The 24,559-nt window shown below is 69.0% G+C and carries 31 protein-coding genes; 29 read left to right on the top strand and 2 right to left on the bottom strand.

What is annotated here, in order from left to right; translation table 11 throughout:
* Positions 1–80 precede the first annotated feature (80 nt).
* From rplN to glmM, 25 genes are all read left to right on the top strand, one after another.
* On the top strand, positions 81–449 hold the full coding sequence (gene rplN, locus ACZ6I1_RS28840) for a 50S ribosomal protein L14 (protein WP_003956455.1): 369 nt from the start codon (positions 81–83) through the stop codon (positions 447–449).
* A gap of 2 nt (positions 450–451) precedes the next feature.
* Complete coding sequence (gene rplX, locus ACZ6I1_RS28835; RefSeq protein ID WP_150258782.1) at positions 452–763, top strand: 50S ribosomal protein L24; 312 nt, start codon at positions 452–454, stop codon at positions 761–763.
* Positions 763–1,314, top strand: a complete 552-nt coding sequence (gene rplE, locus ACZ6I1_RS28830) for a 50S ribosomal protein L5 (protein ID WP_030154702.1) — start codon at positions 763–765, stop codon at positions 1,312–1,314. Before rplX ends, rplE begins: the two co-directional genes overlap by 1 nt.
* A 5-nt stretch (positions 1,315–1,319) precedes the next feature.
* On the top strand, positions 1,320–1,505 hold the full coding sequence (locus ACZ6I1_RS28825) for a type Z 30S ribosomal protein S14 (protein WP_003956452.1): 186 nt from the start codon (positions 1,320–1,322) through the stop codon (positions 1,503–1,505).
* Positions 1,506–1,725: 220 nt separating this feature from the next.
* Positions 1,726–2,124, top strand: a complete 399-nt coding sequence (gene rpsH, locus ACZ6I1_RS28820; RefSeq protein ID WP_007265911.1) for a 30S ribosomal protein S8 — start codon at positions 1,726–1,728, stop codon at positions 2,122–2,124.
* 20 nt (positions 2,125–2,144) lie between these two features.
* Positions 2,145–2,684, top strand: coding sequence for a 50S ribosomal protein L6 (rplF, locus tag ACZ6I1_RS28815; RefSeq protein ID WP_030653648.1), 540 nt, complete (start codon positions 2,145–2,147; stop codon positions 2,682–2,684).
* A gap of 2 nt (positions 2,685–2,686) precedes the next feature.
* Positions 2,687–3,070, top strand: coding sequence for a 50S ribosomal protein L18 (rplR, locus tag ACZ6I1_RS28810; protein WP_030026334.1), 384 nt, complete (start codon positions 2,687–2,689; stop codon positions 3,068–3,070).
* 45 nt (positions 3,071–3,115) lie between these two features.
* Positions 3,116–3,718, top strand: a complete 603-nt coding sequence (gene rpsE / locus ACZ6I1_RS28805) for a 30S ribosomal protein S5 (RefSeq protein ID WP_030864431.1) — start codon at positions 3,116–3,118, stop codon at positions 3,716–3,718.
* Positions 3,718–3,900 (top strand): 50S ribosomal protein L30, encoded by a 183-nt coding sequence (rpmD, locus tag ACZ6I1_RS28800; protein ID WP_005313525.1) that lies wholly within the window; start codon positions 3,718–3,720, stop codon positions 3,898–3,900. The genes rpsE and rpmD overlap by 1 nt, the downstream gene beginning before the upstream one ends.
* A 2-nt stretch (positions 3,901–3,902) precedes the next feature.
* On the top strand, positions 3,903–4,358 hold the full coding sequence (gene rplO, locus ACZ6I1_RS28795; RefSeq protein WP_469291830.1) for a 50S ribosomal protein L15: 456 nt from the start codon (positions 3,903–3,905) through the stop codon (positions 4,356–4,358).
* Between the two features lie 187 nt (positions 4,359–4,545).
* Positions 4,546–5,859: a preprotein translocase subunit SecY gene (gene secY, locus ACZ6I1_RS28790; protein WP_446592726.1), complete on the top strand. Its 1,314-nt coding sequence runs from the start codon at positions 4,546–4,548 to the stop codon at positions 5,857–5,859.
* Entirely contained in the window at positions 5,859–6,506 is a 648-nt protein-coding gene (locus ACZ6I1_RS28785) for an adenylate kinase (protein ID WP_469291829.1), read from the top strand. Before secY ends, ACZ6I1_RS28785 begins: the two co-directional genes overlap by 1 nt.
* 101 nt (positions 6,507–6,607) lie before the next feature.
* Positions 6,608–7,459, top strand: coding sequence for a type I methionyl aminopeptidase (gene map, locus ACZ6I1_RS28780; protein ID WP_469291828.1), 852 nt, complete (start codon positions 6,608–6,610; stop codon positions 7,457–7,459).
* A 138-nt stretch (positions 7,460–7,597) separates the two neighbouring features.
* Positions 7,598–7,819: a translation initiation factor IF-1 gene (gene infA, locus ACZ6I1_RS28775; RefSeq protein ID WP_003956442.1), complete on the top strand. Its 222-nt coding sequence runs from the start codon at positions 7,598–7,600 to the stop codon at positions 7,817–7,819.
* Between the two features lie 74 nt (positions 7,820–7,893).
* A complete protein-coding gene (gene rpmJ, locus ACZ6I1_RS28770; RefSeq protein WP_003956441.1) occupies positions 7,894–8,007 on the top strand; it encodes a 50S ribosomal protein L36 in 114 nt (37 codons plus the stop codon).
* A gap of 198 nt (positions 8,008–8,205) precedes the next feature.
* On the top strand, positions 8,206–8,586 hold the full coding sequence (rpsM, locus tag ACZ6I1_RS28765) for a 30S ribosomal protein S13 (protein WP_007265919.1): 381 nt from the start codon (positions 8,206–8,208) through the stop codon (positions 8,584–8,586).
* Between the two features lie 54 nt (positions 8,587–8,640).
* The gene (gene rpsK, locus ACZ6I1_RS28760; protein ID WP_003956432.1) at positions 8,641–9,045 is read left to right on the top strand and encodes a 30S ribosomal protein S11; all 405 of its coding nucleotides are present in this window, start codon (positions 8,641–8,643) and stop codon (positions 9,043–9,045) included.
* Between the two features lie 150 nt (positions 9,046–9,195).
* Entirely contained in the window at positions 9,196–10,218 is a 1,023-nt protein-coding gene (locus ACZ6I1_RS28755) for a DNA-directed RNA polymerase subunit alpha (protein WP_008739666.1), read from the top strand.
* A 92-nt stretch (positions 10,219–10,310) separates the two neighbouring features.
* Positions 10,311–10,784: a 50S ribosomal protein L17 gene (gene rplQ, locus ACZ6I1_RS28750; protein WP_319733898.1), complete on the top strand. Its 474-nt coding sequence runs from the start codon at positions 10,311–10,313 to the stop codon at positions 10,782–10,784.
* Between the two features lie 111 nt (positions 10,785–10,895).
* A complete protein-coding gene (truA, locus tag ACZ6I1_RS28745; RefSeq protein WP_469291827.1) occupies positions 10,896–11,747 on the top strand; it encodes a tRNA pseudouridine(38-40) synthase TruA in 852 nt (283 codons plus the stop codon).
* Positions 11,748–11,789: 42 nt separating this feature from the next.
* Positions 11,790–13,409 carry an ABC-F family ATP-binding cassette domain-containing protein gene (locus ACZ6I1_RS28740; RefSeq protein WP_469291826.1) on the top strand — a complete coding sequence of 540 codons (1,620 nt, stop codon included), beginning with the start codon at positions 11,790–11,792 and terminating at the stop codon, positions 13,407–13,409.
* A 66-nt stretch (positions 13,410–13,475) separates the two neighbouring features.
* A complete protein-coding gene (locus tag ACZ6I1_RS28735; protein ID WP_469291825.1) occupies positions 13,476–14,756 on the top strand; it encodes a glycosyltransferase family 87 protein in 1,281 nt (426 codons plus the stop codon).
* A gap of 232 nt (positions 14,757–14,988) precedes the next feature.
* Positions 14,989–15,432, top strand: coding sequence for a 50S ribosomal protein L13 (gene rplM / locus ACZ6I1_RS28730; protein WP_069921533.1), 444 nt, complete (start codon positions 14,989–14,991; stop codon positions 15,430–15,432).
* A gap of 42 nt (positions 15,433–15,474) precedes the next feature.
* On the top strand, positions 15,475–15,996 hold the full coding sequence (rpsI, locus tag ACZ6I1_RS28725; RefSeq protein WP_150518302.1) for a 30S ribosomal protein S9: 522 nt from the start codon (positions 15,475–15,477) through the stop codon (positions 15,994–15,996).
* A 136-nt stretch (positions 15,997–16,132) separates the two neighbouring features.
* Complete coding sequence (gene glmM / locus ACZ6I1_RS28720) at positions 16,133–17,491, top strand: phosphoglucosamine mutase (protein ID WP_469291824.1); 1,359 nt, start codon at positions 16,133–16,135, stop codon at positions 17,489–17,491.
* A 15-nt stretch (positions 17,492–17,506) separates the two neighbouring features.
* Here glmM and ACZ6I1_RS28715 read toward each other — a convergent pair whose 3' ends face one another.
* Positions 17,507–18,466, bottom strand: coding sequence for a DUF389 domain-containing protein (locus tag ACZ6I1_RS28715; protein WP_469291823.1), 960 nt, complete (start codon positions 18,464–18,466; stop codon positions 17,507–17,509).
* Positions 18,467–18,504: 38 nt separating this feature from the next.
* Complete coding sequence (gene coaA, locus ACZ6I1_RS28710; RefSeq protein WP_469291822.1) at positions 18,505–19,554, bottom strand: type I pantothenate kinase; 1,050 nt, start codon at positions 19,552–19,554, stop codon at positions 18,505–18,507.
* 274 nt (positions 19,555–19,828) lie between these two features.
* On the opposite strand from coaA, the gene ACZ6I1_RS28705 reads away from it, so the two are divergent.
* The 4 genes from ACZ6I1_RS28705 to ACZ6I1_RS28690 all read left to right on the top strand — a co-directional run bounded on the left by ACZ6I1_RS28705 (position 19,829) and on the right by ACZ6I1_RS28690 (position 24,412).
* A complete protein-coding gene (locus tag ACZ6I1_RS28705) occupies positions 19,829–20,602 on the top strand; it encodes a hypothetical protein (RefSeq protein WP_469291821.1) in 774 nt (257 codons plus the stop codon).
* 108 nt (positions 20,603–20,710) lie between these two features.
* On the top strand, positions 20,711–22,558 hold the full coding sequence (glmS, locus tag ACZ6I1_RS28700) for a glutamine--fructose-6-phosphate transaminase (isomerizing) (RefSeq protein ID WP_469291820.1): 1,848 nt from the start codon (positions 20,711–20,713) through the stop codon (positions 22,556–22,558).
* 11 nt (positions 22,559–22,569) lie between these two features.
* Complete coding sequence (locus tag ACZ6I1_RS28695) at positions 22,570–22,941, top strand: holo-ACP synthase (protein WP_469291819.1); 372 nt, start codon at positions 22,570–22,572, stop codon at positions 22,939–22,941.
* Between the two features lie 76 nt (positions 22,942–23,017).
* Positions 23,018–24,412 (top strand): NAD(P)H-hydrate epimerase, encoded by a 1,395-nt coding sequence (locus tag ACZ6I1_RS28690; RefSeq protein WP_469291818.1) that lies wholly within the window; start codon positions 23,018–23,020, stop codon positions 24,410–24,412.
* The last annotated feature ends 147 nt before the right edge of the window (positions 24,413–24,559 follow it).

The following is a 24,559-nucleotide window of genomic DNA, read 5'->3' as shown; positions in this document are numbered from 1 at the left end:
TCCGCCAGGCTCGGTGGGGGCCACCGCTCTTCGGAGTGCGGGGCCCCCGCCGGGAACCGGCAGACAATCAGGAGATAGACGTGATCCAGCAGGAGTCGCGACTGCGTGTCGCCGACAACACTGGTGCCAAGGAAATCCTTTGCATCCGTGTTCTCGGTGGCTCCGGTCGCCGCTACGCGGGCATCGGTGACGTCATCGTCGCCACCGTCAAGGACGCGATCCCCGGTGGCAACGTGAAGAAGGGTGACGTCGTCAAGGCGGTCATCGTTCGCACCGTCAAGGAGCGCCGCCGCCAGGACGGCTCGTACATCCGCTTCGACGAGAACGCCGCCGTCATTCTGAAGAACGACGGCGACCCTCGCGGCACCCGTATCTTCGGCCCCGTCGGCCGTGAGCTGCGCGAGAAGAAGTTCATGAAGATCATCTCGCTCGCGCCGGAGGTGCTGTAAGCATGAAGATCAAGAAGGGCGACCTGGTCCAGGTCATCACCGGTAAGGACAAGGGCAAGCAGGGCAAGGTCATCGTCGCCTTCCCCGCCGAGAACCGTGTCCTCGTCGAGGGTGTCAACCGGGTCAAGAAGCACACCAAGGCCGCGCAGAACCAGGCCGGTGGCATCGTGATCACCGAGGCCCCGGTCCACGTGAGCAACGTTCAGCTGGTTGTGGAGAAGGACGGCAAGAAGGTCGTCACCCGCGTCGGCTACCGCTTCGACGACGAGGGCAACAAGATCCGCGTTGCCAAGCGGACGGGTGAGGACATCTGATGGCTACCACTCCGCGTCTCAAGACGAAGTACCGCGAGGACATCGCGGGCAAGCTGCGTGAGGAGTTCTCCTACGAGAACGTCATGCAGATCCCCGGTCTCGTGAAGATCGTGGTCAACATGGGTGTGGGCGACGCCGCCCGCGACTCCAAGCTGATCGACGGCGCCATCCGCGACCTGACGACGATCACCGGTCAGAAGCCGGCCGTCACGAAGGCCCGCAAGTCCATCGCGCAGTTCAAGCTGCGCGAGGGTCAGCCGATCGGCTGCCACGTCACCCTCCGTGGTGACCGCATGTGGGAGTTCCTGGACCGTACGCTGTCGCTCGCGCTGCCGCGTATCCGTGACTTCCGCGGTCTGTCGCCGAAGCAGTTCGACGGCCGTGGCAACTACACCTTCGGTCTCACGGAGCAGGTCATGTTCCACGAGATCGACCAGGACAAGATCGACCGTACCCGGGGTATGGACATCACCGTGGTCACCACGGCGACCAACGACGCTGAGGGCCGCGCGCTCCTCCGTCACCTCGGCTTCCCCTTCAAGGAGGCGTAAGCGAGATGGCGAAGAAGGCTCTCATCGCGAAGGCTGCCCGCAAGCCCAAGTTCGGTGTGCGTGCGTACACCCGCTGCCAGCGCTGCGGTCGTCCCCACTCCGTGTACCGCAAGTTCGGCCTGTGCCGCGTGTGCCTTCGTGAGATGGCTCACCGTGGCGAGCTGCCGGGCGTGACCAAGAGCTCCTGGTAGTCCCTTCACCCTTTGGGTGTTGAGGCTCTCCAGACGCTCTCGGTAAGCATCAGGTCGGCGGACCGCCCTGCCCGCATGCCGTAGGCTTGTGGGGTTGGGCGTCCGCCGCCCTATCGACTTACTACGCCGTAGGTCCCCGCACCGCACCCGTCCCGCCACTGAGTGGGGAGAGGGATGGCGCATACAGGAAACCCCGGCGAGAGAGGCCGAAGGCCACTTCATGACCATGACTGACCCGATCGCAGACATGCTCACGCGTCTGCGTAACGCTAACTCGGCGTACCACGACACCGTCGTGATGCCGCACAGCAAGATCAAGTCGCACATCGCAGAGATCCTCAAGCAGGAGGGTTTCATCACCGGCTGGAAGGTCGAGGACGCCGAGGTCGGCAAGAACCTCGTCCTCGAGCTGAAGTTCGGGCCGAACCGTGAGCGCTCCATCGCGGGCATCAAGCGGATCTCGAAGCCCGGTCTGCGCGTGTACGCGAAGTCCACCAACCTGCCGAAGGTCCTCGGTGGCCTGGGCGTGGCGATCATCTCCACGTCCCACGGTCTCCTGACCGGACAGCAGGCAGGCAAGAAGGGCGTAGGTGGGGAAGTCCTCGCCTACGTCTGGTAGTCGGGAACGGAGGAAAAGCAATGTCGCGAATCGGCAAGCTCCCCATCCAGGTTCCCGCCGGTGTGGACGTCACCATCGATGGCCAGACGGTCAACGTGAAGGGCCCCAAGGGTTCCCTCGCGCACACCGTTAAGGCGCCCATCGCAGTCGTCAAGGACGAGGACGGCGTTCTGAACGTCACCCGTCCGAACGACGAGCGTCAGAACAAGGCCCTGCACGGCCTGTCCCGCACGCTGGTGGCGAACATGATCACCGGTGTGACCACGGGGTACGTCAAGGCTCTCGAGATCAGCGGTGTCGGTTACCGCGTGGCCGCGAAGGGCTCCAACCTGGAGTTCCAGCTCGGCTACAGCCACCCGATCCTGGTGGAGGCGCCCGAGGGCATCTCCTTCAAGGTCGAGTCGCCGACCAAGTTCTCGGTCGAGGGCATCGACAAGCAGAAGGTCGGCGAGGTCGCCGCCAACATCCGCAAGCTGCGGAAGCCCGACCCGTACAAGGCCAAGGGTGTCAAGTACGCCGGCGAAGTCATCCGCCGCAAGGTCGGAAAGGCTGGTAAGTAGCCATGGCATACGGTGTGAAGATCGCCAAGGGCGACGCGTACAAGCGCGCGGCCAAGGCTCGCCGCCACATCCGCATCCGCAAGAACGTCTCGGGTACGGCGGAGCGTCCGCGCCTCGTCGTGACGCGTTCGAACCGCAACATCGTTGCTCAGGTCATCGACGACCTCCAGGGTCACACCCTGGCGTCGGCGTCGACCCTGGACGCTTCGATCCGCGGTGGCGAAGGCGACAAGAGCGCCCAGGCCCAGGCTGTCGGCGCGCTCGTCGCCGAGCGTGCCAAGGCTGCGGGTGTCGAGACCGTCGTGTTCGACCGCGGTGGCAACCGATACGCCGGGCGCATTGCCGCTCTGGCTGACGCCGCCCGCGAAGCCGGGCTGAAGTTCTAAGCCCCGGTTCCGGGACTCACGGACGTAACAGAGAGAGGTAATCCAATGGCTGGACCCCAGCGCCGCGGAAGCGGTGCCGGTGGCGGCGAGCGGCGGGACCGGAAGGGTCGCGACGGTGGCCCTGCCGCCGAGAAGACCGCTTACGTTGAGCGCGTTGTCGCGATCAACCGCGTCGCCAAGGTTGTCAAGGGTGGTCGCCGCTTCAGCTTCACCGCGCTGGTCGTGGTGGGCGACGGTGACGGCACTGTAGGTGTCGGTTACGGCAAGGCCAAGGAAGTTCCCGCGGCCATTGCCAAGGGTGTCGAGGAAGCCAAGAAGAACTTCTTCAAGGTTCCGCGCATCCAGGGCACCATCCCTCACCCGATCCAGGGCGAGAAGGCTGCGGGCGTCGTCCTGCTGAAGCCTGCTTCCCCCGGTACCGGTGTGATCGCCGGTGGCCCGGTGCGCGCCGTTCTGGAGTGCGCCGGCGTTCACGACATCCTGTCGAAGTCGCTCGGCTCCGACAACGCGATCAACATCGTGCACGCGACCGTGGCGGCCCTCAAGGGCCTGCAGCGTCCCGAGGAGATCGCGGCTCGCCGTGGTCTGCCCCTCGAGGACGTCGCCCCCGCGGCTCTCCTTCGTGCGCGTGCTGGGGCGGGTGTCTGATGGCCCGCCTCAAGATCACGCAGACGAAGTCGTACATCGGCAGCAAGCAGAACCACCGCGACACTCTGCGTTCGCTCGGGCTCAAGCGCCTGAACGACGTGGTCGTCAAGGAGGACCGCCCCGAGTTCCGCGGAATGGTGCACACCGTCCGCCACCTCGTGACGGTTGAGGAGGTTGACTAATCATGGCTGAGAACAGCCCGCTGAAGGCCCACAACCTCCGTCCCGCCCCCGGTGCCAAGACCGCGAAGACCCGTGTCGGTCGCGGTGAGGCGTCGAAGGGTAAGACGGCCGGTCGTGGTACGAAGGGCCAGAAGGCCCGTTACCAGATCCCGGAGCGCTTCGAGGGTGGGCAGATGCCCCTCCACATGCGTCTCCCGAAGCTCAAGGGCTTCAAGAACCCGTTCCGCACCGAGTTCCAGGTCGTGAACCTGGACAAGCTCGGCGCTCTCTACCCCGAGGGTGGAGAGGTCACGGTGGCCGACCTGGTCGCCAAGGGCGCGGTGCGCAAGAACAGCCTCGTCAAGGTCCTGGGCCAGGGCGAGATCTCCGTGGCGCTGCAGGTTTCGGTTGACGCCGTCTCCGCCTCCGCCAAGGAGAAGATTGCCGCTGCCGGCGGCACTGTCACCGAGCTCGTCTAAGACGAATCCAGTGGCTAAATAGCTCGAAACCCGACCGGGGATGCCTCACATATGGGGCATCCCCGGTTGGTCGTTCCACGGGAGGCACACTCGCCGGTAAGGTGGCGTGCACCTTTGCTTTGTCGTATACGTCGATCCCTCAGACCGTCACCTCTGACGCAGTAGCGCGGGGGTCGCAGGAGGCACCGTGCTCACCGCGTTCGCCCGGGCGTTCAAGACGCCCGACCTGCGCAAGAAGCTGCTCTTCACGCTCGCCATCATCGTGCTGTTCAGGCTCGGGTCCCACATCCCGGTGCCCGGCGTGAGCTACAAGAACGTCCAGATCTGTGTCGACCAGGCAGGCAGCAGCAACGGGCTGTTCGGTCTCGTCAACATGTTCAGCGGCGGCGCGCTGCTGCAGATCACGATCTTTGCGCTCGGCATCATGCCGTACATCACGGCGAGCATCATCCTGCAGCTGCTGACCGTGGTCATCCCGAAGCTGGAGAACCTCAAAAAAGAGGGACAGTCCGGCACGGCGAAGATCACTCAGTACACGCGCTATCTGACGGTCGCACTCGCGATCCTGCAGGGCACCGGCCTCGTCGCCACCGCCCGCACCGGTGCCCTGTTCCAGGGCTGCCAGGTCGCCAGCCAGATCGTCCCCAACCGTTCGATCTTCACCACCGTCGTCATGGTCGTCACCATGACCGCCGGCACCTGTGTCGTCATGTGGCTCGGTGAGCTCATCACGGACCGCGGTATCGGCAACGGCATGTCGATCCTCATGTTCATCTCGATCGCCGCCGGCTTCATCGGCGCCCTGTGGGCCATCAAGGAGCAGGGCAAGATCGCCGACGGCTGGGTCGAGTTCGGCGTGGTCATGCTGGTCGGCCTCGCGATGGTGGGCCTGGTGGTCTTCGTCGAGCAGGCGCAGCGCCGGATCCCGGTCCAGTACGCGAAGCGCATGATCGGCCGCCGTGCGTACGGCGGCACCTCGACCTACATCCCGCTCAAGGTGAACCAGGCGGGCATCATCCCCGTCATCTTCGCCTCGTCGCTGCTGTACATCCCGGCGCTGGTCGTGCAGTTCAGCGGGTCCACCGCGGGCTGGGCGACGTGGATCCAGAAGCACTTCGTCAAGGGCGACCACCCGTACTACATCGCGGTCTACTTCCTCTTGATCGTTTTCTTCGCGTTCTTCTACGTGGCGATCTCGTTCAACCCCGAGGAAGTTGCAGACAACATGAAGAAGTATGGTGGGTTCATCCCGGGTATTCGTGCCGGTCGACCCACCGCCGAGTACCTGAGCTACGTGCTCAACCGGATCACTTGGCCGGGGTCGCTGTACCTGGGTCTCATCGCTCTTGTGCCGACGATGGCGTTGGCCGGCTTCGGAGCGAACCAGAACTTCCCGTTCGGCGGGACGAGCATCCTGATCATCGTGGGTGTGGGTCTGGAAACCGTGAAGCAGATCGAGAGCCAGCTCCAGCAGCGTAATTACGAAGGGTTCCTCCGCTGATGCGAATCGTCCTCGTCGGACCGCCCGGTGCGGGCAAGGGAACGCAGGCCGCGTTCCTTGCCAAGAACCTGTCGATCCCGCACATCTCCACGGGCGACCTGTTCCGGGCAAACATCAGCCAGGGCACCGAGCTCGGCAAGCAGGCCAAGGCGTTCATGGACGCCGGCGACCTGGTGCCCGACGAGGTCACCATCGCCATGGCCAAGGACCGCATGGAGAAGCCGGACGCCGTGAACGGCTTCCTGCTCGACGGCTTCCCGCGCAACGTGTCGCAGGCCGAGGCCCTCGACAAGATGCTCCAGGCCGCGGGCATGAAGCTCGACGCCGTTCTCGACCTGGAGGTCGAGGAGGACGAGGTCGTCAAGCGGATCGCCGGTCGCCGGATCTGCCGCAACGACTCCGCGCACGTCTTCCACGTCACGTACGCCCCGCCGAAGGCGGAGGGCGTCTGCGACACCTGCGGCGGCGAGCTGTACCAGCGCGGGGACGACTCCGAGGGCACCGTCCGCAACCGGCTCGAGGTCTACCACACGCAGACCGAGCCGATCATCGACTACTACAAGGCCCAGGGCCTGCTCGTGACGATCCCGGCCCTCGGTGAGGTCGCGGACGTGACGAAGCGCGCGATGGATGCGCTGAAGAAGTAGTCACCCCCTGTCGTGCAGGTACGGCCGCGGTGTCCCCAGGGCATCGCGGCCGTACTGTTGAACAGACCCGAACACGCATATCCGAAGGTGGAAGGCCCTCCATGGTGCAGATCAAGACCCCCGAGCAGATCGCGAAGATGCGCGAGGCAGGGCTGGTCGTCGCCGCGATCCACGCGGCGACCCGCGAGGCGGCCGTACCGGGCGCCACGACGCGGGATCTGGACATGGTGGCCCGCAAGGTGATCGCGGACGCCGGAGCGAAGTCGAACTTCCTCGGCTACGGCGGTTTCCCCGCGACCATCTGCACCTCGGTGAACGAGGTCGTCGTCCACGGCATCCCGGACGACACGACGGTCCTCAAGGACGGCGACATCATCTCGATCGACGCCGGGGCGATCGTCGACGGCTGGCACGGGGACGCGGCGTACACCGCCTTCGTGGGCTCTGGGCACGCCCCTGAGCTCGTGGAGCTGTCCCGGGTGACCGAGGAGTCCATGTGGGCCGGAATCGCCGCCATGAAGCTCGGCAACCGGCTCGTGGACATCTCGAAGGCGATCGAGACGTACATCAAGCGCCAGCCGCGGCCCGCCACCGGTGAGCACAGCCTCGGCAAGTTCGGGATCATCGAGGACTACGGCGGCCACGGCATCGGGTCCGAGATGCACATGGACCCCCACCTGCTGAACTACGTCTCGCGCAAGCGGGGCAAGGGGATCAAGCTGGTCCCGGGCCTGTGCCTGGCCATCGAGCCGATGGTCTCCCTGGGCACCGCCCAGACGGAGGTCCTGGCGGACGACTGGACGGTCATCACCACGGACGGCACCTGGTCCTCGCACTGGGAGCACTCCGTCGCGCTGACCGAGGCCGGTCCCATCGTCCTGACCAGCCCGGACTGCGGCAAGGCGAAGCTGGCGGAGTACGGGGTCACCACGGCTCCGGACCCTCTGGCGTAATGATCTACACTCTGGGGCAAACTTTCCGGATTCGTCTTTCTGGGTGCCCTGACGTAGACTGACTCGTCGGCTCTCGTGCACTTCCATGCCTGCATGGCGCACGGGGCCGATCAAGGTAGCCGATTCGAAAGGCGAAGCGTGGCCAAGAAGCAAGGTGCCATCGAAATCGAGGGCACCGTGATCGAGTCCCTCCCGAACGCGATGTTCAAGGTGGAACTCCAGAACGGTCACAAGGTCCTCGCGCACATCAGCGGCAAGATGCGCATGCACTACATCCGCATCCTCCCTGATGACCGGGTTGTCGTGGAGCTGTCTCCGTACGACCTGACGCGTGGCCGGATCGTCTACCGATACAAGTAGATCTTGTCCTCACTCCTGCCTGGGCGTCTTGTCCCGGTGCGGGTGGTGGCACTGACCCGGAGAACCTCACCAACATGAAGGTCAAGCCGAGCGTCAAGAAGATCTGCGACAAGTGCAAGGTGATCCGCCGTCACGGCCGGGTCATGGTCATCTGCGACAACCTGCGCCACAAGCAGCGCCAGGGCTGACGCACGCCGACCGACCTGCCTTCCGCAGTTCTTCGCGCGACGTAAGAAAACGTACATACGCAGAACCCGCCCAGCCCTGAGAGGGGCCGGCGGTACCTCCGGCGGGGGCCGGGGACCCGGACGTACCATCACCCACTTCGGGTGGTCGGCGGTCGGGAGTGGTTCTGCGGAAGACCCCCGAACACACAGGAGCCATTTGTGGCACGCGTTTCCGGTGTTGACATCCCGCGCGAAAAGCGTGTGGAGATCGCACTCACCTACGTCTTCGGTATCGGGCGCACCCGGTCCAAGGAGATCCTCGCCTCCACCGGCGTGAACCCGAACACCCGCGTTCGTGACCTGGCCGAAGAGGACCTCGTCAAGATCCGCGAGTACGTGGACGCCAACCTCCGTACCGAGGGTGACCTCCGCCGCGAGATCCAGGGCGACATTCGCCGCAAGATCGAGATCCAGTGCTACCAGGGCATCCGCCACCGTCGTGGCCTGCCGGTGCACGGTCAGCGCACCAGCACGAACGCGCGTACCCGCAAGGGCCCGCGTCGCGCGATCGCCGGTAAGAAGAAGCCGGGCAAGAAGTAGTCCTGTTCAGCGGTCTTGCGCTGTAGGACCGACCACCTCCCGTAGGAGATTTAGATGCCCCCCAAGGGTCGTCAGGGCGCTGCCAAGAAGGTGCGCCGCAAGGAAAAGAAGAACGTCGCTCACGGGCACGCCCACATCAAGAGCACGTTCAACAACACCATCGTCTCGATCACGGACCCCTCGGGCAACGTGATCTCCTGGGCCTCCGCCGGCCACGTCGGCTTCAAGGGCTCGCGCAAGTCCACCCCCTTCGCCGCGCAGATGGCCGCCGAGTCGGCCGCCCGCCGCGCGCAGGAGCACGGCATGCGCAAGGTTGACGTCTTCGTCAAGGGTCCGGGCTCCGGCCGCGAGACCGCGATCCGCTCCCTCCAGGCCACCGGCCTCGAGGTCGGCTCGATCCAGGACGTCACCCCCACCCCGCACAACGGCTGCCGCCCGCCGAAGCGCCGCCGCGTCTGACGCAGCGGACGCACCTGTGCGTTCTTGAGTGTCCGGGCGGTACGACCCCTTCGGGGGCCGTGCCGCCCGTACCCTTGCAGTAGCCGTACTCCGGTACGGCGTCCCGTCGGGCGTCAAATAGTGGGCGTCCACGAATGAAGGAACACAGACATGCTTATCGCTCAGCGTCCTTCGCTGACCGAAGAGGTCGTCGACGAGTACCGCTCGCGGTTCGTGATCGAGCCGCTCGAGCCGGGCTTCGGCTACACCCTCGGTAACTCCCTGCGCCGTACGCTCCTGTCCTCGATCCCGGGTGCCGCTGTCACCAGCATCCGCGTGGACGGCGTCCTGCACGAGTTCACCACCGTGCCGGGTGTCAAGGAAGACGTCACCGACATCATCCTCAACATCAAGCAGCTGGTCGTCTCCTCGGAGCACGACGAGCCGGTCGTGATGTACCTGCGCAAGCAGGGTCCCGGCCTGGTCACCGCTGCCGACATCGCGCCCCCGGCCGGTGTCGAGGTGCACAACCCGGACCTGGTCCTCGCCACGCTGAACGGCAAGGGCAAGCTGGAGATGGAGCTGACCGTCGAGCGCGGTCGCGGCTACGTCTCCGCCGTCCAGAACAAGCAGCTGGGCCAGGAGATCGGTCGCATCCCGATCGACTCCATCTACAGCCCGGTCCTCAAGGTCACCTACAAGGTCGAGGCGACCCGAGTCGAGCAGCGCACCGACTTCGACAAGCTGATCGTCGACGTCGAGACCAAGCAGGCCATGCGCCCGCGCGACGCCATGGCGTCCGCCGGCAAGACCCTGGTCGAGCTGTTCGGTCTGGCGCGCGAGCTCAACATCGACGCCGAGGGCATCGACATGGGCCCGTCCCCGACGGACGCCGCCCTGGCCGCCGATCTGGCGCTGCCGATCGAGGAGCTCGAGCTCACCGTTCGGTCGTACAACTGCCTCAAGCGCGAGGGCATCCACTCCGTGGGTGAGCTCGTCGCCCGCTCCGAGGCCGACCTGCTCGACATCCGCAACTTCGGTGCGAAGTCGATCGACGAGGTCAAGGCGAAGCTGGCCGGCATGGGCCTGGCCCTCAAGGACAGCCCGCCCGGATTCGACCCGACCGCCGCCGCCGACGCCTTCGGCGCCGACGACGACGCGGACGCCGGTTTCGTCGAGACCGAGCAGTACTAAGCAGCACCCGTAGATCTTTCCCGCGGCATCCGCCTCGGGGGAACTGACACCGGTACCTGACACGGCCGGTGCAGATATGAAGGAGTAACACCATGCCGCGTCCCGCAAAGGGTGCCCGCCTGGGCGGTTCCGCCGCGCACGAGAAGCACCTCCTCGCGAACCTCGCGAAGGCGCTCTTCGAGCACGGCCGCATCACCACCACCGAGGCCAAGGCCCGTCGCCTGCGTCCCTACGCCGAGCGTCTGGTCACCAAGGCCAAGAAGGGCGACATCCACAACCGTCGCCTGGTGCTGCAGACGATCACGGACAAGAGCATCGTGCACACGCTGTTCACCGAGATCGCCCCGCGCTACGAGAACCGCCCCGGTGGTTACACGCGCATCACCAAGATCGGCAACCGTCGTGGCGACAACGCCCCGATGGCGGTCATCGAGCTGGTCGAGGCCCTGACGGTCGCCCAGCAGGCCACTGGTGAGGCCGAGGCCGCCACCAAGCGCGCGGTGAAGGAGGCGGAGGCCAAGGCCGAGGCCACCGAGACCCCCGCCGAGGAGACCAAGGAGGCCTGATCCCGCTCCGGGATCGAGCTTGCTTGATCGGCTCTGAACGGGCCCGCCCCTTCCGGGGGCGGGCCCGTTCTGTGTTCTCCGACGTTCTGCAGCTTTGAGAGGATCGGTCACGTGAGTGACGAGGTGGAGCCCGGGCACGTCCGGGTGCGGCTGGACCTGAGCTACGACGGCAAGGACTTCTCCGGCTGGGCGAAGCAGCGCGTGCTGCGGACCGTGCAGGGCGAGCTGGAATCGGCCCTGCAGACCGTGATGCGGCTGAAGGAGCCCGTCGAGCTGACCGTCGCCGGGCGCACCGACGCGGGCGTGCACGCCCGCGGTCAGGTCGCCCAGTTCGACCTGGCCGAAGAGGTGTGGGCCGAGCACCACGACAAGCTGCTGCGCCGGCTCGCCGGCCGGCTGCCGCACGACGTACGGGTGTGGAAGGCCGCCGAGGCCCCCGCGGGCTTCAACGCGCGCTTCTCGGCCATCTGGCGCCGCTACGCCTACCGCGTGGGCGACCACCAGGGCGGGATCGACCCGCTGCTGCGCGGCCACGTCCTGTGGCACCAGTGGCCCCTCGACGTGGACGCCATGAACGAGGCCTCCGCCCCGCTGCTCGGCGAGCACGACTTCGCCGCGTACTGCAAGAAGCGCGAGGGCGCCACGACCATCCGCACGCTCCAGCAGCTCGCCTGGGAGCGCGGCGAGGACGGGATCATCACCGCGACGGTGCGCGCCGACGCCTTCTGCCACAACATGGTCCGCTCGCTGGTGGGCGCCCTGCTGCACGTGGGCGACGGGCACCGGCCCACCGACTGGCCCGGCAAGGTGCTGGCGGCGGCCGTACGGGACTCCTCGGTGCACGTGGTCAAGCCGCACGGCCTCACCCTGGAGGAGGTCGGCTACCCGGCCGACGAGCTGCTGGCGGCCCGCAGCAAGGAGGCCCGGAACCTGCGCACGCTTCCCGGCAAGGGCTGCTGTTAATCGGTTTGGGCGGATCGCCGCCGGACCGGGACAATGCCCGGCATGGGACATCTCGAAGCCAGCCACCTGGAGTACTACCTTCCCGACGGGCGGGTCCTGCTCCCCGACGTCTCCTTCCGCGTGGGGGAGGGCTCGGTGGTCGCCCTGGTCGGGGCGAACGGGGCCGGCAAGACCACCCTGCTGAAGCTGGTCTCCGGCGAGCTCCAGCCGCACGGCGGCGGGGTCACCGTCAGCGGCGGGCTCGGCGTGATGTCGCAGTTCGTGGGCTCCGTACGGGACGAGACGACCGTACGCGACCTGCTGGTCTCGGTGTCCCAGCCGCGGATCCGGGAGGCCGCGAAGGCCGTGGACCGGGCCGAGCAGCTGATCCTGACCGTGGACGACGAGGCCGCCCAGATGGCCTACGCGCAGGCGCTCAGCGACTGGGCGGACGTCCAGGGCTACGAGGCGGAGACCCTGTGGGACGTCTGCACGATGGCCGCGCTGGCCATCCCGTACGACACCGCGCAGTTCCGCGAGGTGCGCACGCTCTCGGGCGGTGAGCAGAAGCGGCTCGTGCTGGAGGCGCTGCTGCGCGGACCGGACGAGGTGCTGCTGCTCGACGAGCCGGACAACTACCTCGACGTCCCGGGCAAGCGGTGGCTGGAGGAGCAGCTCAAGGCCACCCGCAAGACCGTGCTGTTCGTCTCCCACGACCGGGAGCTGCTCACCCAGGCCGCTGAGAAGATCATCAGCCTGGAGGCGAGCCCGATGGGCAGCGACGTGTGGGTGCACGGCGGGGGCTTCGGCACCTACCACGAGGCCCGCAAGGAGCGCTTCGCGCGCTTCGAGGAGCTCAAGCGGCGCTGGGACGAGGAGCACGCCCGCCTGAAGGCGCTGGTGCTGCGGCTGCGCAACCAGGCCGCGAGCAGCCCCGACATGGCCTCGCGGTACCGGGCGATGCAGACCCGCTTCCAGAAGTTCGAGGAGGCCGGCCCGCCGCCGGAGCCGCCGCGGGAGCAGGACATCAGGATGCGGCTCAAGGGCGGGCGCACCGGCGTACGCGCGCTGACCGTGGAGAACCTGGAGCTCACGGGCCTGATGAAGCCCTTCTCGCTGGAGGTCTTCTACGGCGAGCGGGTCGCGGTGCTCGGTTCCAACGGCTCCGGCAAATCGCACTTCCTGCGGCTGCTGGCGGGCGAGGACGTCAAGCACACGGGCGCGTGGAAGCTGGGCGCCCGGGTGGTTCCCGGCCATTTCGCGCAGACCCACGCCCATCCGGAGCTGTTCGGCCGCACCCTCGTCGACATCCTGTGGACGGAGGCCGCCAAGCCGCTGGGCGCGGCGATGGGCGTGCTGCGCCGCTACGAGCTGGAGCGCCAGGGCGACCAGGCCTTCGAGAAGCTCTCGGGCGGTCAGCAGGCGCGCTTCCAGATCCTGCTGCTGGAGCTGGCGGGCACCACGGCGCTGCTCCTGGACGAGCCGACGGACAACCTGGACCTGGAGTCCGCGGAGGCCCTGCAGGACGGCCTGGAGTCGTACGACGGCACTGTGCTGTGCGTCACCCACGACCGCTGGTTCGCCCGCACATTCGACCGCTACCTGGTCTTCGGTTCGGACGGTGTGGTGCGGGAGACTCAGGAGCCCGTCTGGGACGAACGTAGAGTCGAACGCAAGCGCTAGGGGGAGACCGCCCCTCGGCCGGAGTGGGGGAGGGGCGTCGTGGGCCTGCGGCCTAGCATCTGGCTCATGAAGTGGGAGAACCACAGCTCCGGGAACCGGCTGATCGACTGGCTGCTGCGGCCCGCCGCCAGGCCCTGGCAGTTCGTCTCCCTCGCGGTGGTCCTGGGGATCTGCGTCTCCACGAGCCTGCGGGAGAACTGGGGCTCGGACAACGCCTTCGTGGTCAAGGCGGCCGAGACGCTGCTGGCGGGCGGGTCCCCGTACGAGGACAAGCGCTTCCTGTACCTGCCGAGCGCCGTGCTCATGGCGGTCCCCGAGGCGCTGCTGCCGACGACGGTGCTGCGCTGGTTCCTGCCCGTCGCGATGTCCGGGCTGCTGGGCATCGGCTGGCTGGCGGCGCTGCGGATGTTCTCGGTGCCGCTGCGCTCGCGCTTCGCGGTCGTCGGGTTCCCGGTCCTGGCCCTGGCCTACAAGCCGTACGTGAACCTCGTGCTGATCGGCAACTGGACGGCGATCTCGGCCGCCGCGCTGCCGGTGGCGCTGCTCCTCGCGCACCGGCGGCACTGGGGGGCGGCCGGCCTGGTGGTCGGGCTGGCCATCGCCTGCAAGCCGATGCTGGTGCCGCTCGGGCTGCTCTTCGTGCTCGCCCGGCGGTGGCGGGGGCTGGCCGCGGCCGTGCTGGTGCCGCTGGGGCTCTCGCTGGCGGGCGCGCTGCTGATGCCGAGCCCGTCGCTGTTCTTCACCAAGACCCTGCCGTTCCTGCTCCAGGGGCAGGACGCGTACGCGCTGCCGTGGGACGCCTCGCCGATCGCGGTCCTGCCGCGGCTGGGCGTGCCGGAGCCGCTGGCGGTGCTGGTGGCCTTCGCGGGGGCCGGGGCGGGGCTGTGGGCGGCCTGGACGCGGTGGCGGCGGCCCGAGTCCGCCGGAGGCGGCGGGGGACGCGAGGAGGTGGACGGGGGAGAGCTGCGGCTCGCGGAGACGGCCTGCATGGTGATGCTCGCCGCATTCCTGGTCTCGCGGCCGTCCTTCGACCACTACCTGCTGGTGGTGCTTCCGCTGCTGCTGGCCACGGCGGTGCGGCCGGGCTCGATGCCCCGCTCGCCCTGGTTCTGGGTGGCCCTGGCCCCTCAGGTGGCACTGGTGCCGTGGCCCTCCGAGCTGGCCCACAAACGGCGCGCGTTCAAGGACTGCGCCACCCTCTGCGGGCTGGCAATCCTGCTGGGGCGTCGTGCGCTGCGCTCCGGTCGGGTTACTCTGGAGCCTGTAACAACTGCGGGGTCCCCACCCAGGACCGAACCGGAGTGCGCCGCGACGCCAGCAGAATCGGCATCGCGGACCGCGTTTTGACCCATACGGGTCTGCTTGGGTACTCTGCTGGTTTGTTATGCGTATTGGCTTGCTCATTCTCACGTGAAAGGGCCTTACGCCGGTCCACCGGACCGATGACCAGCAGTTCACACGGGTTGCGTCCCCGTTGTGAACGAGGGCTGTCGTGATCGTCCGTGGTGACCCTGTCAGGACCTTCCCGTGGGGCTTGCGCCCTTGGGATAACCACCACTGAAGAAGCGAAGGCATACGCGTGCGTACGTTCAGCCCCAAGCCCGGCGACATCTCGCGCCAGTGGCTCGTCATCGACGCCCAGGACGTTGTCCTCGGCCGTCTGGCGACCCAGGCCGCTGCCCTCCTGCGCGGCAAGCACAAGCCGACTTACGCCCCCCACATGGACATGGGCGACTTCGTCATCATCGTCAACGCCGACAAGGTTCACCTGTCCGGCAACAAGGCGACCCAGAAGATGGCGTACCGCCACTCCGGCTTCCCGGGTGGTCTGCGCTCCGTGCGTTACGACGACCTCCTGGCGAACAACCCGGAGAAGGCCGTCGAGAAGGCCGTCAAGGGCATGCTCCCCAAGAACACCCTGGGCCGTCAGATGCTCTCGAAGCTGAAGGTCTACTCGGGCGACCAGCACCCCCACGCTGCCCAGCAGCCGGTGCCGTTCGAGATCACCCAGGTCGCGCAGTAGTTCCGGCCACCCCCTAAGACGTAGAAAATTCTGAGGAGCATCGTGGCCGAGACCACCGCCGAGACGACCCCCGTCGACGAGTTCGAGGGCAACGTCGAGGAGTACACCAGCGAGTCCGAGGTCGTCGTCGAGGGCGACTACACCTCCGAGTCCCTTGCCGGTCGCTTCGGCGACCCCCAGCCGGCCGCCGGCCTGGGCCGTCGCAAGAACGCCATCGCCCGCGTCCGGATCGTTCCGGGCACCGGCAAGTGGAAGATCAACGGTCGCACCCTTGAGGACTACTTCCCCAACAAGGTGCACCAGCAGGAAGTCAACGAGCCGTTCAAGCTCCTCGAGCTGGACAACCGCTACGACATCATCGCCCGCATCTCGGGTGGCGGCGTCTCCGGCCAGGCCGGCGCCCTGCGCCTCGGTGTGGCCCGTGCGCTGAACGAGGCGGACGTGGACAACAACCGCCCGGCGCTGAAGAAGGCCGGCTTCCTCTCCCGCGACGACCGTGCGGTCGAGCGCAAGAAGGCCGGTCTCAAGAAGGCCCGTAAGGCTCCGCAGTACAGCAAGCGTTAATCTGCGCCTGCTGTTCTGCAACGAATCCGCCCCGGCAGCACTCTCCGTGCTGCCGGGGCGGTTCGTTTACCGCCACAAGCGGCACATACCTGTCACATGCGGTCACAAAGCGATGCAGAAACTCGGGAGGACAACAGTGGGACGACTCTTCGGGACGGACGGTGTACGCGGCGTTGCCAACGCGGATCTGACGGCGGAGCTCGCGCTCGGCCTCTCCGTGGCGGCTGCCCACGTACTGGGCGAGGCGGGTACCTTCGCGGGCCACCGGCCGACGGCCGTGGTCGGCCGGGATCCCCGGGCCTCCGGTGAATTCCTCGAGGCGGCGGTCGTGGCCGGCCTCGCCAGCGCGGGCGTGGACGTCCTGCGCGTCGGTGTGCTGCCCACCCCGGCGGTGGCGTATCTCACCGGTGCGCTGGGTGCCGACCTCGGCGTGATGCTCTCCGCCAGCCACAACGCCATGCCGGACAACGGCATCAAGTTCTTCGCGCGCGGCGGCCACAAGCTCGCCGACGAGCTGGAGGACCGCATCGAGTCCGTCTACGAGGAGCACCGCACGGGCGCCCCCTGGGACCGGCCCACCGGCTCCGGCGTCGGCCGCATCTCGGACTACACCGAGGGCTTCGAGAAGTACGTCGCCCACCTGATCGGGGTCCTCCCCAACCGCCTCGACGGCCTGAAGATCGTCCTGGACGAGGCGCACGGCGCGGCCGCGTACGTGTCGCCCGAGGCCTTCGCCCGGGCCGGCGCGGAGGTCGTCACGATCGGGGCCGAGCCCGACGGCCTGAACATCAACGACGGCTGCGGTTCCACCCACCTCGGCCTGCTCAAGGCGGCCGTCGTCGAGCACGGCGCCGACTTCGGCATCGCGCACGACGGTGACGCCGACCGCTGCCTGGCCGTCGACGGCACCGGCGCGGAGGTCGACGGCGACCAGATCCTCGCCGTGCTGGCGCTGGCCATGCGCGAGGCCGGGCAGCTGCGCGGCAACACCGTGGTCGGCACCGTGATGTCCAACCTGGGCTTCAAGCTGGCCATGGAGGGCGAGGGCATCCAGGTCGTGCAGACCGGGGTCGGCGACCGGTACGTCCTGGAGTCGATGAAGGAGCACGGCTACGCGCTGGGCGGCGAGCAGTCCGGCCACGTGATCATCCTGGACCACGCGACGACGGGCGACGGCACGCTGACCGGCCTGCTGCTCGCGGCGCGGGTCGCGGCCACCGGCCGGTCCCTGGCGGAGCTGGCCGGCGTGATGCAGCGGCTGCCGCAGGTGCTGATCAACGTTCCGGACGTGGACAAGTCCCGCGTCGCGACCTCCGGCGAGCTGGCCGCGGCCGTGGCCGACGCCGAGCGCGAGCTGGGATCCACCGGACGGGTGCTGCTCCGTCCGTCCGGTACGGAGCCACTCGTACGGGTGATGGTGGAAGCCGCCGACATCGAGCAGGCCCGCTCGGTCGCCGGCCGGCTCGCGGACGCCGTGAAGTCGGCGCTCGGCTGATACGCGGTCGCAGCACTACGCGAAAGGTGGCGCACCCGGCTTCCGGATCATCCGGCTCTGCTGGGTGCGCCACAGCAGTTTCCAGGCGACCAGGGTGAGCGTGCCGGACAGGATGATGCCGAGCAGGTTCAGCAGCAGCTGCTCCGCCGAGCCCCACATCTGGCCGAACTCGCCGTAACTGAGGGCCACGGCGGCGTTGGCGGCCGCCGGGACGGTGGTGACGGAGATCGCCACGCCGACCAGGGCGCCGGCCTTCGCCGAGGTCAGCGAGAGCATCCCGGCCACACCGGCGAGCAGCGCCACGACGAACGAGAACGGGTCGGGCTGCCAGATGAAGCTCGTGTTCGGCCGGGGATTGTCGAGCATCCCCTCGTGGAACTGGCCGAGCGCGTCCATCACCAGGCTGAACACCGTCGTCGCCACGATCGCCGCCGCGAAACCGACCAGCAGCGCGAACAGCGACCGCGCGGCGAGCTTCGGCTGCCGCTGCACCAGGCCCGTGCAGATGCCGGCGAGCGGGCCGAACTCCGGGCCGACCGCCATGGCGCCCACGATGAGGATCGCGTTGTCCAGGGCCACACCGCAGGCCGCGATCATCGTCGCCACCATCAGGAAGACGCTGTACGTGATGGTGAGCGTGGATTCCTCGTGCGTGGACTCGGCGAGCTGCTCCCAGACCACGGCGTCGGCCGCCTCGCCCGGCGCCTCCTCCTCCGCGTCGTCGGCGCGTTGGGAGATCGACAGGTCGATGTTCTCGACGGCGATCGACCCGGTCTTGTCGATGCCGAGCGAGCGCATCTCCTGCAGCAGCTCATCGGCCGCCTCGCGGGCGACGTCGCACAGCACGAGGTCGCCCTGGGGGTCGCGGGCGGCGCCGTTGAGCACGACCAGGTGCGTGGTACCGACCGTTTGGCCGATCAGCTCCACCACCCGGTCCGTGAGGAGGGGCGGGGTGATCATCCGCAGATGCAGCATGCCCGCACCTTAATGCGGACCTCCCGCTCCGAGCCGGTTCAGAGCTTGCGCAGGCTCAGCTTCTGCACCTTGTGGTCCGGTCCCTTGCGGATGACGAGGTTGGCCCGGCCGCGGGTGGGGGCCACGTTCTCCAGCAGGTTGGGCTTGTTGATGGTCCGCCACATCGTCTGCGCGTACTCCATGGCCTCCTCCTCGGAGACCTGGGTGTACTTGCGGAAGTAGGAGAAAGGATTCTGGAACGCGGTCTCGCGCAGTTTGCGAAAGCGGCCCAGGTACCAGCGCTCGATGTCCTCGGGGCGCGCGTCCACGTACACGCTGAAGTCGAAGTAGTCGGCGAGGGCGACGCGGGTGCGGCCGTCCGTCCCGGGGAGGGCCGGCTGGAGCACGTTGAGGCCCTCGACGATGAGGATGTCCGGGCGGCGGACGACGAGCTCCTCGCCCGGCACGATGTCGTAGATCAGGTGCGAGTAGACCGGGGCGCGGACCTCGTCCTTGCCGGCCTTGATGTCGGCGACGAAGCGGGTGAGCGCGCGGCGGTCGTACGACTCCGGGAAGCCCTTGCGGGAGGTGAGACCGCGCCGCTGGAGCTCCTTCATCGGGTAGAGGAACCCGTCGGTGGTGACCAGCTCCACGCGCGGGTGCTCGGGCCAGCGCGCCAGCAGGGCCTGGAGCAGGCGGGCCACGGTGGACTTGCCGACGGCGACCGAGCCGGCGACGCCTATGACGAAGGGGGTGCCCTGCTGGGCGCCGTGGCCGTTGCCCGCGTCGCCGAGGAAGGTGTTGAGGGTGCCCCGGAGATTGCTGGTGGCGCCGACGTACAGGTTCAGCAGGCGGGAGAGCGGCAGGTAGACGTCGCGGACCTCGTCGAGGTCGATGACGTCGCCCAGGCCCCGCAGCCGCTCGACCTCGTCGGCGGTGAGCGGCAGCGGGGTCCGCTCGCGCAGGGCGCTCCACTCGGCCCGGGTGAGGTCGACGTACGGCGAGGCGTCGGGGCCCCGGCGGTGGGCGGGACGAGAGGGGGGCCCGTCCGGGCCGGTGCGCTCCGTCGCGCTGTCCGGCGTGCTGCTTCGTGGCGGCGAAGTGATCACACCGCCATTGTCGGCGCTCCGGCTCGGTTATGGGTGGTGTGGTCGGTCACGTGCGGAGCGGACCGGGGGCGGAGCCGGGCCGGAGCCGGGCCGGAGCCGGGCCGGGGGCCGTCTCGATTCGGGCCCGTGGGGGTCTCGCCCTGGTCACAATCGGCGCCGGGCGCGAAAATCCCCGACCGGGTGATCGAACGGCCCGTACATTGTGGATCACCGCAGCTCCGAGAAAACTCTTCGTGCTGCCCTGAATCCGTTGTGTTCCATGGGGGAGATCTTCGTGCGTACCGCCCTTGTCCGTCGTACCGTCCTGACCGCGTCCGCGGTGTCCCTGGCCCTGCTGGCCACCGCCTGCGGCTCGGAGAAGGCCGACCCCAAGGCGGACGCCAAGCCGTCGGCCCCCGCGTCCTCGGCGGCCCCGGCCGTCAAGGGCAAGACGGACGCCGAGCTGGCGTCCCTCCTGCTGACCCAGGCCGAGGCCCCCAAGGACAGCGTGGTCAAGGCGCCCTCCGAGGCCCAGGTCGCCTCCCTCGCGGCAACCACCGACAAGGCCGAGTGCAAGCCGCTCGTCCAGGCCGCGTCGATGGCGCCCCAGGGCACCTCGACCGGTGTGGCCCGCACCCAGGTCGGCGGCACCTCGGGGAAGGCCGCCGACCCGAACGCGTCGGAGGCGGACAAGCTGAAGGCCGGCCTGGAGATGCTCACCGGCGCGACCGGCACCTCCGTGACCCTCACCTCCTACAACGGCAAGGGTGCCGAGGAGGCGTTCAGCGCCTTCAAGACGGCGGGCACCGCCTGCGCCGGTGGCTACACGATGACGCAGGACGGCGAGAGCCTGAAGGTCAACAAGGTGGCGGCGGGTGACGCCCTCACGGCCGGCGACGAGGCCGTGTCCTTCCTCGCGGACTTCGGCGACGCCGAGACCCCGGCGGCAGGCCAGGTGGTCGTGGTGCGCAAGGGCAACACCCTCGCCACGTTCTCGGTGCAGAACCTCGGCGGCAAGCCGGTGCTCCCGAAGGACGTCGTCGACGCCCAGATCAAGAAGCTCGGCTGAGCCTTCGGGCAGTGACGCGTCAACCCCGCTCCGGCGCATTCGCCGGGGCGGGGTTTCGTCTTGTTCAGGTACGGGGCAGGAGCTCAACATCGGCGTACGCTGCGGCCTATGTGCGGAATTGTGGGTTACGTGGGAGCGCAGTCGGCGCTCGATGTGGTCATCGCCGGACTCAAGCGACTGGAGTACCGCGGCTACGACTCGGCGGGGGTCGCCGTGCTCTCCGACGGGGGACTGGCCGCCGCCAAGAAGGCCGGCAAGCTCGTCAACCTGGAGAAGGAGCTCGTCGGCAACCCGCTGCCGGCCGGGTCGACCGGGCTGGGCCACACCCGATGGGCCACCCACGGCGGGCCGACCGACGCCAACGCCCATCCCCACCTGGACAACTCCGGGCGGGTGGCGGTCGTGCACAACGGCATCATCGAGAACTTCGCCGCACTGCGCGCCGAACTCGCCGAGCGCGGGCACCGGCTGGAGTCCGAGACGGACACCGAGGTCGTGGCGCACCTGCTCGCCGAGGAGTACGCGGCCGGCGGGGACCTGGCGGCGGCGATGCGGCAGGTGTGCCGGCGGCTGGAGGGCGCCTTCACGCTCGTGGCGGTGCACGCCGACGCGCCGGACGTGGTGGTCGGCGCGCGCCGGAACTCGCCCCTGGTGGTGGGCGTTGGCGAGGGAGAGAACTTCCTCGCCTCGGACGTGGCCGCCTTCATCGCCCACACCCGCGCCGCGATCGAGCTGGGGCAGGACCAGGTCGTCGAGCTCCGCCGCGACGGGGTGACGGTGACCGACTTCGACGGTTCGCCCGCCTCCGTGCGGGCGTACCACGTGGACTGGGACGCCTCGGCGGCCGAGAAGGGGGGTTATGACTACTTCATGCTCAAGGAGATCGCGGAGCAGCCGAAGGCCGTCGCCGACACCCTCCTGGGCAGGATCGACGCGAGCGGTTCGCTGACCCTGGACGAGGTGCGCATCCCCGCCTCGGTGCTCAGGGAGGTCGACAAGGTCGTGATCGTGGCGTGCGGTACGGCGTACCACGCGGGCATGATCGCGAAGTTGGCCATCGAGCACTGGACCCGCATCCCGTGCGAGACGGAGCTCGCCAGCGAGTTCCGCTACCGCGATCCGATCCTGGACCAGCGGACGCTGGTGGTCGCGATCTCGCAGTCCGGCGAGACCATGGACACCCTGATGGCGCTGCGGCACGCGCGCGAGCAGGGCGCCAAGGTGCTGGCCATCTGCAATACGAACGGGTCGACGATTCCGCGGGAGTCGGATGCGGTGCTCTACACGCATGCGGGCCCGGAGGTGGCGGTCGCCTCCACGAAGGCGTTCCTGACGCAGCTCGTGGCCTGCTACCTCGTGGCGCTGTACCTCGGGCAGGTGCGGGGCACCAAGTGGGGCGATGAAATCCAGGCGGTGATCCGGGAGTTGTCGGACATCGCGGCGGCGGTGGACACCGTACTGGAGACGATGGAGCCGGTACGGGCGCTCGCGCGGTCCCTCGCCGACAAGGACACCGTGCTGTTCCTGGGCCGGCACGTCGGCTACCCGGTGGCGCTGGAGGGCGCGCTCAAGCTCAAGGAGCTGGCGTACATGCACGCCGAGGGCTTCGCGGCGGGCGAGCTCAAGCACGGGCCGATCGCGCTGATCGAGCAGGACCTGCCGGTGGTGGTGGTCGTCCCGTCGCCGCGCGGGCGGTCGGTGCTCCACGACAAGATCGTGTCGAACATCCAGGAGATCCGGGCGCGCGGGGCGCGGACCATCGTCATCGCGGAGGAGGGCGACGAGGCGGTCACCCCGTACGCCGACCACCTCATCCGGATCCCGGCCACGCCGACGCTGCTCCAGCCGCTGGTCGCGACGGTCCCGTTGCAGGTCTTCGCGTGCGAGCTGGCGACGGCGCGCGGGAACGAGGTGGACCAGCCGCGTAACCTCGCGAAGTCGGTGACGGTGGAGTAGATGGGGTTGTCGTGGCGATTATCGGCGTGGGGATCGACGTCGCGGAGATCGAGCGGTTCGGCGCGGCGCTGGAGCGGACGCCGAACATGGCGCAGCGGCTCTTCCTCGACACCGAGTTGACGCTGCCGAGCGGCGAGCGGCGCGGGATCGCCTCGCTCGCCGCCCGGTTCGCCGCCAAGGAAGCCCTGGCCAAGGCGCTCGGCGCGCCCGCGGGCCTGCTGTGGACCGACGCCGAGGTGTACGTGGAGGACTCCGGGCAGCCCCGCCTGCGGGTGTCCGGGACGGTCGGCGAGCGGGCGCGGGCGCTGGGTGTGAAGTCCTGGCACATCTCGCTGAGCCACGACGCCGGTGTCGCGTCGGCCGTGGTGATCGCCGAGGGCTAGCCGAGGGATAGCCGACGGATGGCCGGGGAATAGCCGGCGGCCGCACCGGCGGGGCCTCCTGGGGCAGGGTGGTGCCATGCGTACTGCTTACAGCGTGGAGACCGTACGGGCCGCCGAGCGGGAGCTGATGGCCCGGCTGCCCGAAGGAGCCCTGATGCAGCGGGCGGCGGCCGGCCTGGCCGCCGTCTGCGCGGGGCTGCTGGGACGGGTGTACGGGTCCCGGATCGTGCTGCTGGCCGGGCCGGGCGACAACGGGGGCGACGCGCTCTACGCCGGAGCGCGGCTCGCCCGGCGCGGGGCCGGGGTGACGGCGGTGCCGATGGACCCCGGGCGGGTGCACGCGGGCGGGCTCGCCGCGCTGCGGGCCGCCGGGGGCAGGGTGGAGGAGGCCGTCCCGCAGCGCGCGGACCTCGTGGTGGACGGGCTGCTGGGGATCGGCGGCCGCGGCGGACTGCGGCCGGCCGCGGCGGCGCTGGCGGAGCGGATCCCGCCGGGCGTCCCGGTGGTCGCCGTGGACCTGCCGAGCGGGGTGGACGCGGACACCGGGGAAGTGCCGGGGCCGGCCGTCGGCGCCGAGGTGACGGTCACCTTCGGGGCGTACAAGCCGGGGCTGCTCATCGATCCGGGGGCCTCGCGGGCCGGCGCGGTGCACCTGGTGGACATCGGCCTGGAACTGCCCGCGCCCCCCGACGCGGAGGCCCTGGAGCACGCCGACGCGGCGGCGCTGCTGCCGGTGCCGACGGCGTCGAGCGACAAGTACCGGCGCGGCGTGGTCGGCATCGCCGCCGGGTCGCTGCAGTACCCGGGCGCGGCCGTCCTGGCCGTGGCGGGGGCGCTGCGCGGCGGCGCGGGCGCGGTGCGGTACGTGGGCCCGGCGGCGGAGGCCGTGCTCGCCCGGTACCCGGAGACGCTGATCGGTCCGGGCCGGGTGCAGGCCTGGGTGGTGGGGCCGGGGCTGGGCGAGGGCCGCGGCGGCGAGGTCGCCGGGCTGCTGGCGCAGGACGTGCCGGTGCTGGTGGACGCGGACGGGCTGCGGGGGCTGGACACCGCGGTGCTGCGGGCCCGGACGGCCCCGACCCTGCTGACCCCGCACGCGGGGGAGGCGGCGGCGCTGCTGGGGGTTTCGCGGGAGTCGGTGGAGGCCGGGCGGCTGGGGGCGGTACGGGAGCTCGCGCAGCGGTACGGGGCGTCGGTGCTGCTGAAGGGCTCGACGACCTTGGTCGCCTCCGGCGGTGGGTCGCCGGTGCGGGTGAACCCGACCGGGACGGCGTGGCTGGCCACGGCGGGGAGCGGTGACGTGCTGTCGGGTCTGGCCGGGTCCCTGCTGGCGGCCGGGCTGTCCGGCCGCGACGCCGGTTCCGTGGCGGCGTACCTGCACGGCCTGGCGGCCGGGCTCACCGGGGGGCCGCTGCTGGCCCATCAGGTGGCCGAGGCCCTCCCCGCCGCGTGGCGGGAGGTTCGCCGCCCATGACCGGGGGCTCTGCCCCCGGACCCTCCCCCAGACTCCGTCCGGGGGGACCCCCAGCGCCTCAACGCCGGCGGGGCTGAATGTGGCCGGCGTAGGCCTCCAAGTGCGCGCAACGCGGTGCCCGGAAAGGCGGCATCAGCCCAAATCCAG

The sequence above is a fragment of the Streptomyces sp. NPDC046303 genome, from assembly GCF_055588085.1.
The sequence above is the reverse complement of the archived record's forward strand: the minus strand, read 5'-3'. Positions and strand labels throughout refer to the sequence as shown.